General features: G+C 70.2%; 13 protein-coding genes. 9 read left to right on the forward strand and 4 right to left on the reverse strand.

Annotated elements, in window-relative coordinates; translation table 11 throughout:
- Positions 1 to 158: 158 nt before the first annotated feature.
- From wsfD to QP939_RS23675, 3 genes are read right to left on the reverse strand one after another with little or no spacing between them, the layout of a single operon-like run.
- Positions 159 to 1,619, reverse strand: coding sequence for a glycan biosynthesis hexose transferase WsfD (gene wsfD / locus QP939_RS23665; protein WP_285459003.1), 1,461 nt, complete (start codon positions 1,617 to 1,619; stop codon positions 159 to 161).
- Positions 1,620 to 1,637: 18 nt separating this feature from the next.
- The gene (locus QP939_RS23670; RefSeq protein WP_285459004.1) at positions 1,638 to 2,069 is read right to left on the reverse strand and encodes a GtrA family protein; all 432 of its coding nucleotides are present in this window, start codon (positions 2,067 to 2,069) and stop codon (positions 1,638 to 1,640) included.
- The gene (locus QP939_RS23675; RefSeq protein ID WP_285459005.1) at positions 2,066 to 3,052 is read right to left on the reverse strand and encodes a glycosyltransferase family 2 protein; all 987 of its coding nucleotides are present in this window, start codon (positions 3,050 to 3,052) and stop codon (positions 2,066 to 2,068) included. The genes QP939_RS23670 and QP939_RS23675 overlap by 4 nt, the downstream gene beginning before the upstream one ends.
- A 343-nt stretch (positions 3,053 to 3,395) precedes the next feature.
- On the opposite strand from QP939_RS23675, the gene prmC reads away from it, so the two are divergent.
- The 3 genes from prmC (at position 3,396) to QP939_RS23690 (ending at position 8,474) form a co-directional block, all read left to right on the forward strand.
- Positions 3,396 to 4,262 carry a peptide chain release factor N(5)-glutamine methyltransferase gene (gene prmC, locus QP939_RS23680; RefSeq protein WP_285459006.1) on the forward strand — a complete coding sequence of 289 codons (867 nt, stop codon included), beginning with the start codon at positions 3,396 to 3,398 and terminating at the stop codon, positions 4,260 to 4,262.
- Between the two features lie 167 nt (positions 4,263 to 4,429).
- Positions 4,430 to 8,059, forward strand: coding sequence for a hypothetical protein (locus QP939_RS23685; RefSeq protein ID WP_285459007.1), 3,630 nt, complete (start codon positions 4,430 to 4,432; stop codon positions 8,057 to 8,059).
- A 73-nt stretch (positions 8,060 to 8,132) separates the two neighbouring features.
- Positions 8,133 to 8,474: a hypothetical protein gene (locus tag QP939_RS23690; protein WP_285459008.1), complete on the forward strand. Its 342-nt coding sequence runs from the start codon at positions 8,133 to 8,135 to the stop codon at positions 8,472 to 8,474.
- A 41-nt stretch (positions 8,475 to 8,515) separates the two neighbouring features.
- On the opposite strand, the gene QP939_RS23695 is transcribed toward QP939_RS23690, so the two are convergent.
- On the reverse strand, positions 8,516 to 10,489 hold the full coding sequence (locus tag QP939_RS23695) for a M6 family metalloprotease domain-containing protein (RefSeq protein WP_285459009.1): 1,974 nt from the start codon (positions 10,487 to 10,489) through the stop codon (positions 8,516 to 8,518).
- A gap of 370 nt (positions 10,490 to 10,859) precedes the next feature.
- On the opposite strand from QP939_RS23695, the gene QP939_RS23700 reads away from it, so the two are divergent.
- The 6 genes from QP939_RS23700 to QP939_RS23725 all read left to right on the forward strand — a co-directional run bounded on the left by QP939_RS23700 (position 10,860) and on the right by QP939_RS23725 (position 15,624).
- Complete coding sequence (locus QP939_RS23700; protein ID WP_285459010.1) at positions 10,860 to 11,510, forward strand: L-threonylcarbamoyladenylate synthase; 651 nt, start codon at positions 10,860 to 10,862, stop codon at positions 11,508 to 11,510.
- Positions 11,511 to 11,584: 74 nt separating this feature from the next.
- On the forward strand, positions 11,585 to 12,742 hold the full coding sequence (locus QP939_RS23705; RefSeq protein ID WP_285459011.1) for a glycosyltransferase family 4 protein: 1,158 nt from the start codon (positions 11,585 to 11,587) through the stop codon (positions 12,740 to 12,742).
- Positions 12,743 to 12,980: 238 nt separating this feature from the next.
- Positions 12,981 to 13,424, forward strand: a complete 444-nt coding sequence (locus QP939_RS23710) for a Cg1360 family ATP-synthase-associated protein (RefSeq protein WP_285459012.1) — start codon at positions 12,981 to 12,983, stop codon at positions 13,422 to 13,424.
- Between the two features lie 511 nt (positions 13,425 to 13,935).
- Positions 13,936 to 14,721: a F0F1 ATP synthase subunit A gene (gene atpB, locus QP939_RS23715; protein WP_285459013.1), complete on the forward strand. Its 786-nt coding sequence runs from the start codon at positions 13,936 to 13,938 to the stop codon at positions 14,719 to 14,721.
- A gap of 55 nt (positions 14,722 to 14,776) precedes the next feature.
- Entirely contained in the window at positions 14,777 to 15,034 is a 258-nt protein-coding gene (locus QP939_RS23720; RefSeq protein WP_043777226.1) for an ATP synthase subunit c family protein, read from the forward strand.
- A 29-nt stretch (positions 15,035 to 15,063) separates the two neighbouring features.
- On the forward strand, positions 15,064 to 15,624 hold the full coding sequence (locus QP939_RS23725) for a F0F1 ATP synthase subunit B (RefSeq protein WP_285459014.1): 561 nt from the start codon (positions 15,064 to 15,066) through the stop codon (positions 15,622 to 15,624).
- Positions 15,625 to 15,626 lie beyond the last annotated feature (2 nt).

The following is a 15,626-nucleotide window of genomic DNA, read 5'->3' on the forward strand; positions in this document are numbered from 1 at the left end:
CCGCCGCGACGGCCGCGGTTGTGCAGACTGAGTCCCTGTCTGGTGCATCTGCCGTTTTCGGCGTGTTGGTGTTGCCCCCGGTCCGGTCATCTCATCGCCGGAGTTTTCGGAACATTACCGAAACAGGTGGTGATGTAGATCACAACTGAAGATTCGCGTCAGCGGACGGACGGCATCTCCGGCTCGGAAAACGCGTTGAAAACCTCGGTCGTCGGCTCGTCGTCGGCCTCTGCCGGCGCCTGCTCCCTTCGAGCGGGCTTCGGGAAGAAGCTCAGGACCGCGAACACGAAGGCCAGGACCGTCGGGAACAGCGTCAGCAGCTGGTGCTTCACGCCTTCGACGCCCTCACCCAGCGCCGAGAGCCCGAACTGGCCCACCGCGAACAGCAGCAGGAAGAACACGACGATCCCGAACTCGCGCTTGCGACGCCGGAACGCGCGGATGCCCGCCCAGCCGATCAGCAGCCAGAACGGCACCAGCACGAACAGCCCCAAGGGCGCCGCCAGCGCGGACAGCCCGGAGAACACCGGCACCCGGAACTCCTGGGCCATCGGCGGCAGCCCCGACGTTTCCGCGAAGCTGCCCAGCCGCGGCGGCCGCGCCGTGAGTGTGTCCTGCGCGCCCTGCTGCAGGATCTGCAGCGTGCGCTCGGGGTGCCCGGCGTAGTACTTGGCGACGTTGCGGCGGCTGATCTTGTCGCGGAAGCCGTTGTAGTCCGCGTCGGTCCACGGGCTCGCTTCCCACCAGCCCTTGCCGATGAACTTCTTCGCGCTCGGCGGCAGGCCCAGGGCCGCCAGGTCGGCGTCCGTGTCGTGCTTGCCGTCCACGATGGAGTCGAACACCACGTGGAACATGTTGGCCTCGCGGTACCCGGCGTTGGCCGGGTCGCCGTGCGACTGGACCACCGCCGTGCCCGCGCCCACGATCACCAGCACGCCCAGCGGCAGCGCCCAGCGCGCCCATCCCCGCTTCCCCAGCGGCTTGACCAGGGCCAGCGCCAGCACGAACAGCGGGATCAGCAGCAACGTCTGCGACTTCGCGTTGATGCCGACGAGCGCACCCACCACGGTCAGCGCCGCGCCCCAGTACCGCCACGCGCCCGTGCGGTGCATCAGCAGCAGGCCGCCGGACATCAGCAGCATCCCCAGGAACCCGGCGCCCTCGCTGAGCACCGAGGCGAAGTAGCCGAAGAACGCCGAATCGGCCATCACGAGCAGCAGCAGCGCGGCCGCGACGAGGCGGCCCCGGACGCTCAGGTCCAGCGCCAGGACAGTCGCCGCGACGCCCACCGCGACCAGCGCGCACGTGATCGCGCCGAGCACCAGCAGGTTCAGCTCCGCCGACGAGCCGAGCACCTTCCCCAGCTTGCTCGCGAACCAGTCGAGCCACGCCTGGCTCGAGATGTAGCTGCTCTTGCAGGGCGTGCCCGGACCGTAGCTGAAGTGCACGTAGAACTCGGACTTGAGCTCGAAGTGCCGTCCGCCGACGCCGCACAGCAGGCGCCAGCCGTCGCCGTTGTCGGCCATCCCGACCGGCCTCGGCACCAGGAACCGGACCAGCAGAACGCCCAGTGAAAGGACGAAGACGCCCAGGCCGAAGCGCAGTTCACGGGATCGCACCCGGAACAGGGTACGAGATCACGCAGAGTCGGCCGGTGCTGCACCGGGAACGGGCGAAACGGGCCGGTGCCGGAACACGACGAAGTGGTAGAGCAGGTAGTTCCAGAACAGCCCGACGACGATCGCCGCGCCCTTCGGCACCAGCAGGTTGATCCCCGGGAACAGGCGGCTGACCAGCCAGATCACGAAGAACTGCACCACCCAGAGGCCGAACGCGGTGACCCCGAAGAACAGCAGCGCCTGCCGTCGGATGTCGCCGTCCTTGGCGCGGAACGTGAAGTTGCGGTTCAGCGTGAACGACAGCAGCATGCCCGCCGTCGTCGAGGCGAAATTGGCGGCGAAAGTGGGCACGCCGAGTGTCGCCAGCAGCGCGTAGCCCAGGGCGTCGACGAGCGTGTTGCCGATCCCGACGATCCCGAAGCGCACCTGCGTCGCCGTGACGAGCCTCATCGGGCGGCGCTCCGGCGGTCTTCGGCGGGCACCCCGGTGCGCACCGACGCCACCGTGTACAGCGGCCGGTTCTGCACCTGCGAGTAGGTGCGGCCGATGTAGCTGCCGAGGACGCCGAGCATGATGATTTGGATGCCGCCGAGGAAGAACATGGCGATGGTGATGAACGCCCAGCCGGGCACCGCGGTCTCCGGGGCGAAGAGCTTCACTCCGACGACGTAGAGCACGCCGAGGAAGCTCAGCAGCGAGATCAGGTACCCCATCCGCGTGATCATGCGCAGGGGAGTCGTCGAGAAGCCGAGGATGCCGTCGGCGGCGAAGCGCAGCATCTTGGTCAACGGGTAGCCGGTGACTCCGGCGTTGCGCTTGTCGCGGTCGAACAGCACCGCGGTTTGCTTGAACCCGACGTAGCTGACCAGGCCGCGCAGGAAGCGGTCGCGTTCGCGGTACTTCCGCAGCTCGTCGACGACTTTGCGGTCGATGAGCCGGAAGTCGCCGGTGTTTTTGGGGATGTCGACGGCGGCCATTTTGCGGAGAAACCAGTAGAACGCGCTCGCGGTGAGCCGCTTGAACGGCGGGTCCTGGCGCGACCGCCGCTGCGCGTACACGACGTCGTAACCCTCTTCCCACTTCTCCAGCAGCTCGAGGGCGACTCGGGGCGGGTCTTGCAGGTCACTGTCCATGATGATGACGGCGTCGGCGTCGACCAGGTCGAGTCCGGCGGTGACGGCCATCTGGTGGCCGAAGTTGCGCGAGAGCTCGACGACGGTGACCCGCGGGTCGCGGGCGCCGAGTTCGGTGAGCCGGTCGAGCGAGGCGTCGCGGCTGCCGTCGTCGACGTAGAGGAAGCTGAAGTCGTACCGCGCGGCCAGGGGTGCGGTGACCTCGTCGACCGTGCGGTGCAGCAGGTCGATGTTGTCTTCCTCGTCGTAGATCGGGAAGATGAACGCGACCCGGCTGCGCTTGGTCGGCTCGGTCTCCACTGGCGCTCCCGCGGGTCGACATCCTGGGGGCCGGCCGTCTCGGGCCGGACCGAAGTGGACGGCCACCGCGTCCGCCCCCGCCAGGATATACGCGCTCGAGTCGCGCACCGCGGAGTCGAGATCGGCGCCGTCCCGATCCATTCTGGTGGTGACCCGTGTTTCGCGGCCGTTTGTCACGGCGGTGAGCTTTTCGGCGCTACCGACCGAGGTGGGCCCACCTCGACGGTACTTGTCCGCCGGGCGGTGAGGGTGCCTCGATACGCTGAGCGGAGTGGGACCGGCGCGTGTCCTGACGGGGGAGTTCCGCCTGGTGTGCCAGGCTTGACGAGGTGAAGGACGACGAGTGAATCGGCAGCCGCTGCGCCTGGCCATCATCGAGGCCACCCGGATCCTCGAGCGCGCGGGCGTCGCCTCACCGCGCTTCGACGCCGAGGTGATCGCCGCGCACGTGCTCGGGGTCGAACGCGGACGGCTGCCGATGGTGCCGCTGGTCGACCCGCCGGTGATCGAGGCGATCGGCCAGCTCGTCCAGCAGCGCGCGAAGCGCATCCCGCTGCAGTACCTGACGGGCTGGGCGGCCCTCGGCGACATCACGGTGGCGGTCGGCGCCGGGGTGTTCGTCCCGCGGCCGGAAACCGAGCTGCTCCTCGAGTGGGGCGTCAAGTTCCTGCAGGGCCGGGAGTTCCCGGTGGTGGTGGACCTGTGCACGGGTTCGGGGGCGCTGGCCCTGGCGGTCGCGCACGCGCGTCCGGACGCGGTGGTCTACGCGGTGGACGTCGACCCGCAGGCGCTGGCGTGGGCGCGCCACAACGCGGACGTGCACGCGGACGCGGGCAACACGCCGATCCGGCTGTACTCGGGCGACATCGGCGACCCGACGATGTTCGCCGAGCTCGACGGCCTGGTCGACCTGGTGCTGTGCAACCCGCCGTACGTCCCGGAGGGCACCCCGGTGCCCCCGGAGGTCGCCGAGCACGACCCGCCGCGCGCGGTGTTCGCGGAGGAGAGCGGCCTGGCGGTGATCCGCCACGCGATCGCGGCCGGGGCCCGGTTGCTCCGGCCGGGTGGCGGGCTGGCGATCGAGCACGACGACACGCACGGCTCGGCGGTCCCGGCCCTGGTCCGGGCCCGGCGGGTGCTGACCGGGGTCGAGGACCACACCGACCTGACGGGCCGGGCCCGGTTCGTCACGGCCCGCCGGCTGGGCTGAGTGTGTGATCTTCCTCGGGCGGGAGCGGTGCTACCCCGAATGGATCTGGTGGCCTAGGTGATCGCCGGGTAGAACGAGCTGGCCGGCTTCAGGGCGGTTCACGCGCGGAAAACCGCGCCAAGAGGGGGTCTTTCGTCATGCGTAGAAGACTGAGAACGTGGGCGTCCGTGGTGGCCGCAGCCACTTTGGCGAGCACACTCGCGGTGCCCGCAGCACACGCCGACCCAGCGCCGTCGCCGGCTCCGCGGAGCGTCAACGCCCGTGCCCAGGTACTCGCGATCTGGCGGACCGCCGGCACCCAGGTCAAGGCCGCCGCGGCCCGAGCACTCACCGGCTCCGACACCGACGTCGCGACCTTCCTGGCCGACGGCTTACGCGCCGCTGCCGCAGTCGACGACCGCGTCAACGTCAACCAGATACTGGCCGCCGGTGGCCCCGGTGTCCAGAACGCGGCGCAGGCCGCGCTCGACTCGACCGATGCCGGCGCCTTGCGCACGTTTCTCGACTCGGGGTGGCGCAACCCGTGGGAAACCGACCGGCGCGTCCAGGTCAACCAGGTCTACGCCGCCGGCGGCCCGCAGGTCCGCGCCGCCGCGCAGACCGCCTTGGACACCGCCACGCCCGAAGCACTGCAGACGTTCCTGAAGTCCGGTTGGCAGGAGCCGTACCGGACCGATCAGCGGCTGCGTGTCAACCAGCTGGCCGCCGCGGGCGGGCCGGAGGTGCGCCGCGCGGCTCAGGTCGCGTTGGACGACGGCTCCCTCGAGGCGCTGAACCGCTTCCTCGACTCCGAATGGGACGTCGCACAGGCCCGTGACCTCGAGACGGCTACGGTCGCGCAGCTGACGAGCGCGGCCAAGGACGCTGGCGACGAGGCCGCGCGCGAAACGCAGGCGGCCGAGGACGCCGCCAAGCGCGCAGTGCAGGAGGCCGACCTGGCCCGACAGGCTGCGGTTGTCGCGGCCGCGGCGACTCAAGCGGCGCAGGGCAACGCCGCTGAAGCGGCCGCGGCGGCGAACCGGGCCGCGGACGCGGCGAACCGCGCAGCCCAGGCCGCGAAGGAAGCAGTCTCGGCCGCGAACGCGGCGAGCGCCGCCGCGCGAGTCGCGGCTTCGGCTGCTGCCAGGGCCGCCACCGCCGCCTCACTGGCGAGCACCGCCGCGGGCAGGGCGCAGCGCGCCGCCGCAGACACCGCGCTGGACGTCAAGAACGTTCCGGCGGCCCGGCAGGCCGCGTTGGACGCCCGCGACGCGGCGCGGAACGCGCGTGACGTCGCCACGGCCGCATTGCGCGCCGGGGACGCCGCGAAGAAGGCAGGTGAAGCCGCGGGCGCCGCGAACGCAGCGGGTCAGCACGCCGCGGATGCCGCCCAGGCCGCCGTCGATGCGGGCAACTTCGCTTCGAGCGCCGGCGCGGACGCCCGCGCCGCCCGGGCCGCGGCCGTCAACGCCCGCAACCAAGCCGCGCGCGCGGCGCGGGCCGCGGGTGCGGCGCAGAACTTCGCCGCCATCGCTGCCAATGCGGCCTACGCCTCGAAGACAGCTGCCGAACGCGCGGCCGCCGACGCTGACGTCGCCGCCGCGGCAGCCGAGGACGCCGCCGAACACGCCGTGAACTCCGCGGACGCGGCACGGGTTGCCACCGAACACGCCAACGCCGCCGCCGCGGCTGCCCAGCGTGCCGTCGACGCGGCCACCACCGCCAAGGCGGTGCACGACGCAGCAATCCAGGCCGAAGCTGAGCGCGTCGCGACGATGGTCGAACAAGCCGATGAAGCAGCGCAGGCCGCGCAGACCACGGTCGCGAGCCGACAGGCCGGCGCCGACTGGACGGCGACCCAGGAAGCCACCCGGGACGCCGAAACGCAGCGGCTGATCGCTGAAGCGACCGCGCCCGGCGCGAGCGACGCCGTCGCCGCCCGGAACGGCCGTCAGGTCGCGCTGCGGCTGGTCGATGCCGGGGGCACGTGGAGCCAGGCCGCCGCGCAGGCGGCGCTCACCGGCACCGACCCCGAAGCCGCCGACTACGTCCGGACCGGGTTGCGGATCGCCGCGGGCCAGGACGACCGGATCACCCTGCGGCGGCTCTCCGAGTCCGGCACGGCGAACTTCACCAAGGCCGCCGACGCCGCGCTGGCGGGCACCGACGACGCCGTGCGCGCGTTCCTCGCCACGCAGGACTACCCGGGCCGGGACGTGGACGATCGGCTCGCCGTCAACCGGGTCATGGCGGCCGCCCAGGAAGCCCACCAGACCGCGGTCCAGTCGGCCGGACAGAAGGCGCTCGACGCCGGCACCGACGCGGCATACCGGGCGTTCCTGACAACGAAGCAGTACACCGCCGCGGCGACCGACGAGCGGATCGCGGTCAACCAGCTGATGAGCGCGGCTGGCAGCGGCCCCGAGCTCAAGGGCATGGCCCAGGCCGCGCTCGACGGCCCGCCCGGCTTCATCCGGGACTTCCTGCGGGTCGGGAAGTTCGTCGCCGCCCGCCACGACCAGGAGGCCGCCGCGCACGACGCCGAAGTGAGTGGCTACCTCGCCACGGCGGCGCAGACCGCGGCCAAGGCCACGCAGGATGCGGCCGAGGCGCAGCGGAGCGCGGCGGTGGCCCGCGGCGCCGCGGGGGAGGCGGCCGGCTACGCGGCGCAGGCACAGAAGTCCGCCGCCGACGCCGCGAACTACGCGCAGCAGGCCCACGACTCGGCGCAGGCGGCGGCCAAGTCCGCCCAGGACGCGGCGAACTCGGCGGCGACCGCGACCCAGGCAGCCAACGCGGCCAAGGCGTCAGCGAGCCAGGCGAGCCGCTCGGCCGCGCGGGCCACGGCGTCGGCTCACGCCGCCGCCGGCTCGGCGAGCGCGGCGTTCAAAGCTGCGCGCGAGGCATACGACACCGCTATCGCCGCTGGCAAGCTGGCGAACGAAGCGATCGCCGCGGCCGACGACGCCCGGAACATCGCGATCAAGAAGTACAACGCCGACCGGGCGGCGTACGCCTTCCAGCACGCCGCGGACTGCAAGACGAGCAGCCTCGGCAACGAGGAGGACTACCAGGACTGCCTGAGCTTCTTGGCCGCTTCGCCGCAGGACCAGGTGTTCACGATCTACGAGCGCGGGCTCTTCTGCGAAAACATTTACGGCGGCCACGACGACTCGTTCAAAGAGTGCGTGTCGGACGCGGCCACGCCGGAGTTCAAGGCGGACCGCTTCCTCGACCTCACCGGGAAGCTGGCCGACTACCTGACCGCGCTGGCCAACGGGCTGGCCGTGAACATCGGCGTCACCGGCTGCGTGCTGTCCGAGATCTGCGGCCTGCTCGCGCTCTCGGCGATGCCCGAGGGCATGGCGTTGTTCCCGTTCATGCAGTTCGGCGCGGGCGCGGTCGCCGGGCTCGGGACGGTCCCGATCGGACTGCAGATCCTCCGGCAGGAGTCGGCCGCGTCGGAAGTGTTCACGGCCGCTCTCGCTAACGAGGCGCGGATCTCCTCGCAGCTCGCGGAGGCCGATCGGGTCCGACGGCTCGGCATGGACTGGGCCAGAGGCGGCGAGTTCAAACAGGCCGAAATGGACATCGCCGTCATGGTCGAGCAGCGGTTCGGGATCCGGCTCACCCGCTGGCCGGTGCGCGACGAGGGGCCGGACTGGGTCGGCTCCAATGGCAAGTTCTACGATGCAGTGGGCCCGTTCTTCGTCGATGGCTTTGACGAACAGTGGGAGCTGGGCAACATCCAGAAGCTCCATCCTCAAGCACTACTTCGCCAAAGCCGACCTCGTGCCGATCGACACGATTGGCCTTAGCGCGGAGCAGATCCAGAGGCTCAAGGACTACATCAAGCCCTTCGAGCCGTTCGTGTTCATCGTGAGGTGACCGGTGTCCGCTGACTTCATCGTCGATCCCCCAGGCAAGCGCGATCTGGGCTTCCTCGACTGGAACCCCACCCGTGGCATGCTCGATCGCGTGCTCCAGTTCATCGCGGGCGAAGTCGAGGACCCGGCGTTGGCGGCGAACCTGCGGGAGTTCGTTGCGGGGGGCTACGCCTTCTTCGCGCTGAGTGGCTACACCGCGGATCAGGCCGCCGAGATCATGAGGGTGATCCGGGAGAAGCTGACGGCCGCGGCCGCCGAATGGTTCCCGGGCGACGAGGCGGCCCAGCGGGTCGTCGCCGAGCTCGTCGAGCTGGTCGAGGAGGCTGAAGCCGCTCCCTCGGCCTGAACGAAGAACCGGCGGGGCCGCGGCCCCGCCGGTTCTTCGTGTCAGAAGCCGAACGCCGTGCAGCTCGCCGTCGCCGTCTTGGCCGGGTCGCTGATCGACGTCGCCGTCAGCTTCACCCGGGCCGTCAGGTCGCCGCCCGCGCCGCGCTTCGCGTACGCCGGGACCTTCACGTGCCCGCCGAACTTCGCCGTCGCCAGCTCGTTCGGCAGCCGGACCTCCCAGCCGCGCGCGTCCGTCGACACGCTCAGCCGGTACGTGTCCGTGTCGTACGGTGCCTGCGCGCCGCGGGCCGAACCCGTGTTGAGCAGCCCGAAGTCGCACGTCGCGAGCCCGCCGCGGGCGAACGACGGCGGGGCCGGGGTCACCGCCGCGCCCCTGGCCTGGCTGCCCGAGCCGTCCAGCGACGCCACCGTGACCGTGTACGACAGGATGCCCTGGCGGTCACGGGCCAGGTCCGTGATCAGGAACCGCAGGCGGTTCGCCTCGTCCGTGTACTCGTACGGGCTCGCCGCCCGCGTGCCCGCCTTGAACAGGGCGTCGTTGAGCTGCCGGTAGTCACCGATGGTGATCTTGACCGGGGTGCCGTCCGGCTTCGTGTAGTCGGTGATGCCGATGTCCTGCGGGTTCGCGTCGATCACCCAGTCGAAGGGCGCGTTGTCCTTGTTCTTCGTCTTGGTGATCATCACGCCGGAGTCGGGGGCGAAGGAGTCCGCGCCCATCCGGTCGACGACCTCGACCGTGTAGTTGTCGTAGCCGCCGCCGTCGCAGAACGGGTCCTTCGCCCGGTCGCACTTCGGCGCCATGTCCCCGCCGGTCAGCTTGATGTTCATGCCGGTGAACGCGCCCGGCTGCGCCTCGGCCTCGCGGGCGGTGATGCGGGCCGACACCGGGCCGGTCTTCGCCAGCTCGTTGCGGTCCAGCTGCAGCACGTCCGCTGGGTCGACGATGCCCAGCTTCAGCTTGTTGCGCAGCTGGTGCTGGGCGCCCATCGAGCTGCCCTGCGTCGCCGGGATCTGCCAGCGGGTGTGCGGGCCGCCCGGCCCGTTGAACGTCCCCCGCGACAGCATGTCCCACGGCCCGCTGTAGCTGCGCGAAGGCGGGTTCCCGAACGGGTTGTTGTAGTTGTCGCCGATGCCCAGGATGTGGCTGAACTCGTGGGCGTAGGTCGACTGGCCCGAGCTCTCGGCCTGAACGGAGCTGCCGTTCTCCGCGTTCGGCCAGATGCTGGCGGCCGACGCCCACGACGTCCACGGCACGTACCGCGTCGCCGCGTAGTTGGGCAGGTCGTGGTTCGGCGGGCCGAACGCGTCCGGCACGCTCTCCTTGGTGCCGAACTTCATCTCGCCGAACTCCTGCCAGGTCGAGCTCTCGTCCTGGCCCGCGGAGAGGTAGAAGACGAAGTCGAACTGGTTCGCGGTGTCGCCGACGTCGGCGCGCCACGCCGCCCCGGCGTCCGCCCGGATGTCCCGGGTGCAGTCCGCGCCGGGCGGGCAGGCGCTCGGCTGGAACTCCATGCCGTACTCGTAGGACTTGCCGGGCATCCGGTATGGCCCGAACGCGGTCAGCTGCACGCCGAACCGGCCGCCGGAGTCCTCCATCCAGTACTCGTTGATGGTGTGGCCGTTGTTGAGGGCGATCGGCTTGTTGAGGAAGTCCTGGTAGTACTGCGCGACGTCCGCCCGCGGGATGTTCGCGGCGGTGGGCGCGGGGTTGCCGAACACCGTCGAGTTCGCCGGCTTCGTGACGACGAAGTCCTGGTCCGGGTAGTCGGCGAGGACGACGGCGCCCTTGAAGGTGCGCTGCGTCGGCTTGAGGCTCGGGTCGGCCCAGTTCGTCCCGGGCACCTTCTTGTAGTCGGACCAAGTCATGTGGTCCTGGTTCTCCCACTGCGCGGCGTCGATCGGGGCGGGCCAGCCACGGGTGAGCGGCTCGGCCGCGGCGGTGCCCGCGCCGAGCCCGGTCAGCACCGTGACGGCGGCGAGCAGGGCGAGCGCTTTCGGGGTTCTGGAACGCATCTGCGGCTCCTTCGCTGGGAACCCACGGGGGTTGGTGGTTCCCGGTGATCGACCGTATTGAGCCGCGCTGTCGCAGTTCTGCCGCGAAGGGAGTTCTACCCGCTTGCCCCACGACGAAAGTCTGGCCGGTTTGTCAGCCGCCGCGATGCCGCGAATGACTCATTCGCGACGCTGGAGGTCCCGAATGAGTCATTCGCGACCTCGGGAGCCACCCGGGCGCGGCTGAGGTTGTGGACAACTCCGGCCCCACGCGCCGGGAGCGCCCGAAACTGTCGGTGCCCGCCGGTAGCGTGGAAGACGGGGGGCGCCCCCGGGAGCGGGTGTGACGCGGCGAACGCCCGCTCCGGCGGCCGGACTACTCTTGGGCGCCATGAGCGTGGTCTACGACTGCAGCAAGCGCGAAACCCGGGCCGACGGGCTGGCCGCGGCGGCGGGTGCGGTGCGGTCGAGCAGGCTGGTCGTCCTGCCGACCGACACGGTCTACGGCATCGGTGCCGACGCCTTCGACGCCGGCGCCGTCCAGGCGCTGCTGCGCGCCAAGAACCGCGGCCCGGACATGCCGGTCGGCGTGCTCGTCGGGTCCTGGTCCACTGTGGACGGCCTGGTGCTCGGCGTGCCCCCGCAGGCCCGCGCGCTCATCGAAGCCTTCTGGCCGGGCGACCTGTCCATCGTGCTCCCGCACGCGCCGAGTCTGCAGTGGAACCTCGGCGACGCGCGCGGCACGGTGATGCTCCGGATGCCGCTGCACCCGGTGGCGCTGGAGCTGCTGCGCGACGTCGGCCCGATGGCCGTCTCGAGCGCGAACGTCTCCGGGCGGCCGCCGGCCAGCACCGCGCAGGAAGCGCAGGAGCAGCTGGGCGACTCGGTCGCGGTGTACCTCGACGGCGGGTCGAGCGGTGAGCCCGTCGCGTCCAGCATCGTGGACCTCACCGGCACCGAGCCGGTGGTGCTGCGCGAGGGTTCGGTGAGCAAGGCGGCCATCGCGGAGGTGCTCGGTGTGCCCGCGGAATCGTTGGCCTGAAGCCGGATCACGGGTGGAACCGCGGCACGATAGCGTGTCGCGGGTGACCCCGACCCCGCGAGCGTGACGCCCCCGTGCCGCCCACATCCGGTCTTCTCCCGATCCGGGAATACATCCTCGTCGCGCTGACCGCGACGGCCGTGACCTACCTGCTGACCGGCGTCGTGCGCCGGATCGCGATCCGCGTCGGCGCGATCGCCAACCCGCGGGCGCGCGACGTGCACGTGGCGCCGATCCCGCGGATGGGCGGCGTCGGCATCTACCTCGGCGTCGCCGGCGCGATGGGACTGGCCCACCAGCTGCCCGCGCTGTCGCACGGTTTCGACGCCTCGTTCGACTCGGTCGGCGTGCTGCTGGCGGCCGGGGTGATCTCGCTGATCGGCGCTCTCGACGACCGGTTCGAGCTGGACGCCTGGACGAAGCTGGCCGGCCAGGTGATGTGCGCGGGGATCCTGGTGATCTTCGGCGTGCAGTGGGTGTCGTTCTGGGTGCCGTGGGGCGGGCAGGGCGACTCGTTCGGCTCGGTGCTGGTGCTCGACAAGAACCAGGGCGCGCTGCTGACCGTGGTGATGGTCGTGGTGATGGTCAACGCGATGAACTTCGTCGACGGCCTCGACGGCCTGGCGGGCGGCCTCGGCTTCATCGCGGCGGCGGCGACGTGCGCGTTTTCCCTCGGCCTGCTCGACAGTTCCGGCGGCGACGTCGGCACGTACCCGCCGGCGCTGATCGCGGCCACGCTCGCCGGGGCGTGTCTGGGGTTCCTGCCCTACAACTTCCAACCGGCGAAGATATTCATGGGCGACTCGGGCTCGATGATGATCGGCCTGATGCTCGCGGGCGCGACGACGTCGGCGTCCGGGCGCGTGCCGTACCCGCAGTTCAGCGGGAAGGACGCGATCGCGTTGCTGTCGCCGCTGGTGGTCGTGGCGGCGGTGCTGTTCGTGCCGATGCTCGACCTGATCATGGCGGTGGTCCGCCGCACCCGGCGCGGCGAGAGCCCGTTCGCGGCCGACAAGATGCACCTCCACCACCGGCTGCTGGAAATCGGGCACTCCCAGCGCCGCGCGGTGCTCCTGATCTATTTGTGGGCGGGGATCCTGGCGTTCGGCGCGGTGTCGGTGACGCTGTTCGACGACGTGGCCGCGCTGTGGATCATCGGGGTCGGGCTGGTGTTCGCGGTGGTGGTGTCGATCGTCCCGCGGCTGCGGGCACGCAACCAGCCGGGCGCTTGAGCGGACGGGCCGCGCCCGCGTGAACTGATTCCGGGACAACCGTTTCGAAGCCTCGCCCGACGCCGGTGTCGCGAATGACTCATTCGGGACCTGGGAAGTCGCGAATGAGTCATTCGCGACCTCGCCGAGCCGGGGTGGTGGAGAACGCGCCGCCCGGGGACCGCCGTTTCGCGGGGGCTCGGCACCCGCTTCACCAGGGTCTCTACACTCGGTGGCTGAACCGAGCAGGGAGCCAGCTGTGAGCGAGACCGAACCGCAGGACCAGGAGAACCCGCACGCCAAGGTGGTGCTGCAGGCGGCCCGCGCGATGACGAAGGCCTCCCTGCTGGTGACCTTGCCCGCGGTGGTGGTGTGCGTCGCCCTGTTCAGCATCCTCAACGGCCTGCCCGGTTTCCTCGGGTCGGTCGTCGGCGCCGTGCTCGCGATGCTGGCGTCGCTGTCCACTTTGGGCTTGATGCGCTTCAGCGCCGGGCAGGACCCGATGTTCGTCATGGTGATCGCGCTCGGCGGGTACGTCGTCAAGGTCGTGCTGCTCTTCGGGGCGCTCACCTTGCTCAAGGGCGTCACCGCCCTGCACCCGATGTCGCTCGGCATCACCATGATCGTGGCCATCCTGGTGGCCGCCGCGGCCGAGTTCGCCGCCTTCCGCAAGACCAAGATCCCGACGATCATCCCGTCCTGACGGCTGTCCGATTCGCGTCGGACTTCCGTTACTCACGGTGAATCGGCCCGCGTCCGGCCGGGTGTGACCGGGACCACTGCGCCGTCGCCTCCGGGACCTCTCAACTGGGCTGTTCCGCGACCGGTCCCGTCCGGCCCCGGACCTGGGTCCCGGGACCACCCGGGACCTAAGTCCTGGGCTGATCGGTTGGTATGGAGTACGCCTGTACGGCACTGATTGACCTGCTGGTATGGTCCGCGTCAAGGGTGGCGGCCTCGACCGCGCGCTCCCTCAGACGAACCGCGATCAGCAGTGTGGCGACCGTGTAGTTCCGCCTCTTCCGCCGCTGGTCCGAAGTAGACCGCAGGGCAGTCCACGCGTGAGAACCCCGTGTGCAGAACGTGAAGGCGTGTTCTGCGGACGGTGGGGTAGCCGCCTCCGACGTCCCGATACGTATCGGGTACGTTAAGTCCAGATCGTGACGATTCCCCCGGCGGAGTGAACGCCGGCCGGGAGAACCGGAAGGAGCCCAGTGGGCGCGCTGGTTTTGGCCGAGGGTGCGGTATTCGCGCCGCCCGGCGCCGAAAGCTTCGAGTTGCCGGCGCTGTTCGGCAACGTCACCAAGCCGATGCTGCTCGTCGTGCTTTCGGTTGTCATCATCGCGGGCTACTTCCTGCTGGCGACCCGCAAGCTCAAGGTCGTCCCGGGCAGGGGGCAGTTCGTCGCCGAGTCGATCTACGACTTCAGCCGCAACAACATCGCTCGCGAGCAGATCGGCTCCAAGGACTTCAAGCCGTTCGTGCCGCTCGTTTTCGCGTTGTTCACCTTCGTTCTGGTGAACAACCTCTACGGGATCATCCCGGTCCTGCAGTTCCCGACCATGGCGCGCTTCGGCTTCCCGCTCGCGCTGTCGGTCCTCGTCGTCTACCCGGTGTACCACTTCGTCGGGTTCAAGCGGCACGGCTTCGCGGGCTACTTCAAGAAAGAGCTCGCGCCCCCGGGTGTCCCGGGTCCGGTGCTGCCGCTGTTCGCGCTGATCGAGTTCGCGGAGAAGTTCTTCCTCAACCCGCTCACGCTCGCCATCCGTGTTTTCGCCGCCATGTTCGCGGGTCACCTGATCCTGGCGGTGTTCACCCTCGGCGGCACGTTCCTGCTGACCGAGACGTCGAGCTGGGCGCTGAAGCCGGTTTCGCTGGTGGCGTGGATCTTCGCCATCGGGATGACCTTCCTCGAGGCCTTCATCCAGGTGCTGCAGGCCTACATCTTCGCCCTGCTGTCAGCTGGGTACATCGGCGCCGCGCTGGCGTCGGAGCACTGAGAACACAAGCCCCCGATCCACGCGAGCGCGTGGACCGAAGTGAAGGGAAACGCACGTGAGCAACATCGTTCTGGCTCAGGCCGCCGAGCAGGCTGTCAACATCAACCCGGGCCTCGCGGCCATCGGGTACGGCCTGGGCGCGATCGGCCCGGGCATCGGTGTGGGTCTGATCTTCGCCGCCGTCATCAACGGCACCGCGCGTCAGCCGGAGGCGCAGGGCAAGCTGCAGGGCATCGGCTTCTCGACCTTCGTTCTGACCGAGGTTCTGGCCCTGATCGGCATCGTCATCTACTTCATCGCCTCCGCAGGCTGAGTCAAACTCATCTCGCTTAAGGAGACGCCGTGCTGAACAGTGCCTTGGTCCTCGCCGCAGAGGGTGAAACGCACAACCCGATCATCCCCGACATCTCGGAGCTGATCCTCGGCATCGTCGCCTTCCTGATCCTGCTGTTCATCCTCAAGAAGTACGTCGTCCCTCGCTTCGAGGCCGCGTACGAAGAGCGTGCGCAGAAGATCGAGGGCGGCATCGAGAAGGCCGAGAAGGCCCAGGCCGAAGCCGAAGAAGCGCTGGCCAAGTACAAGGCCCAGCTGCAGGAGGCCCGGTCCGAAGCCGCGAAGATCCGCGACGACGCCCGGCTCGAAGCCGAGCAGATCAAGGCGGAGCTGCGGGCCGAGGCGGAGGCCGAGTCCCAGCGCATCGTCGCCCAGGGGCAGGCCCAGCTGCAGGCCCAGAAGGCGCAGATCATCGCCGAGCTGCGGGCCGACATGGGCCGCAACGCCGTCGAGCTGGCCAGCCGGATCGTCGGCGAGTCGCTCGAGGACGAGGCGCGCCGTCGCGGCACCGTCGACCGGTTCCTGGCGGAGCTGGAGTCCGCCGGAGCCTCCAACGGAGCGGGGAAGTAACC

The organism is Amycolatopsis nalaikhensis (genome assembly GCF_030264295.1).
GTDB lineage: Bacteria > Actinomycetota > Actinomycetes > Mycobacteriales > Pseudonocardiaceae > Amycolatopsis > Amycolatopsis nalaikhensis.

What these genes read in the sequence shown, in the direction of transcription:
- QP939_RS23670 (WP_285459004.1), bottom strand. Translation starts at nt 2,069, where the DNA reads ATGAGGCTCGTCACGGCGACGCAGGTGCGCTTCGGGATCGTCGGGATC.
- QP939_RS23700 (WP_285459010.1), top strand. Translation starts at nt 10,860, where the DNA reads ATGAGCGTGGTCTACGACTGCAGCAAGCGCGAAACCCGGGCCGACGGG.
- QP939_RS23695 (WP_285459009.1), bottom strand. Translation starts at nt 10,489, where the DNA reads ATGCGTTCCAGAACCCCGAAAGCGCTCGCCCTGCTCGCCGCCGTCACG.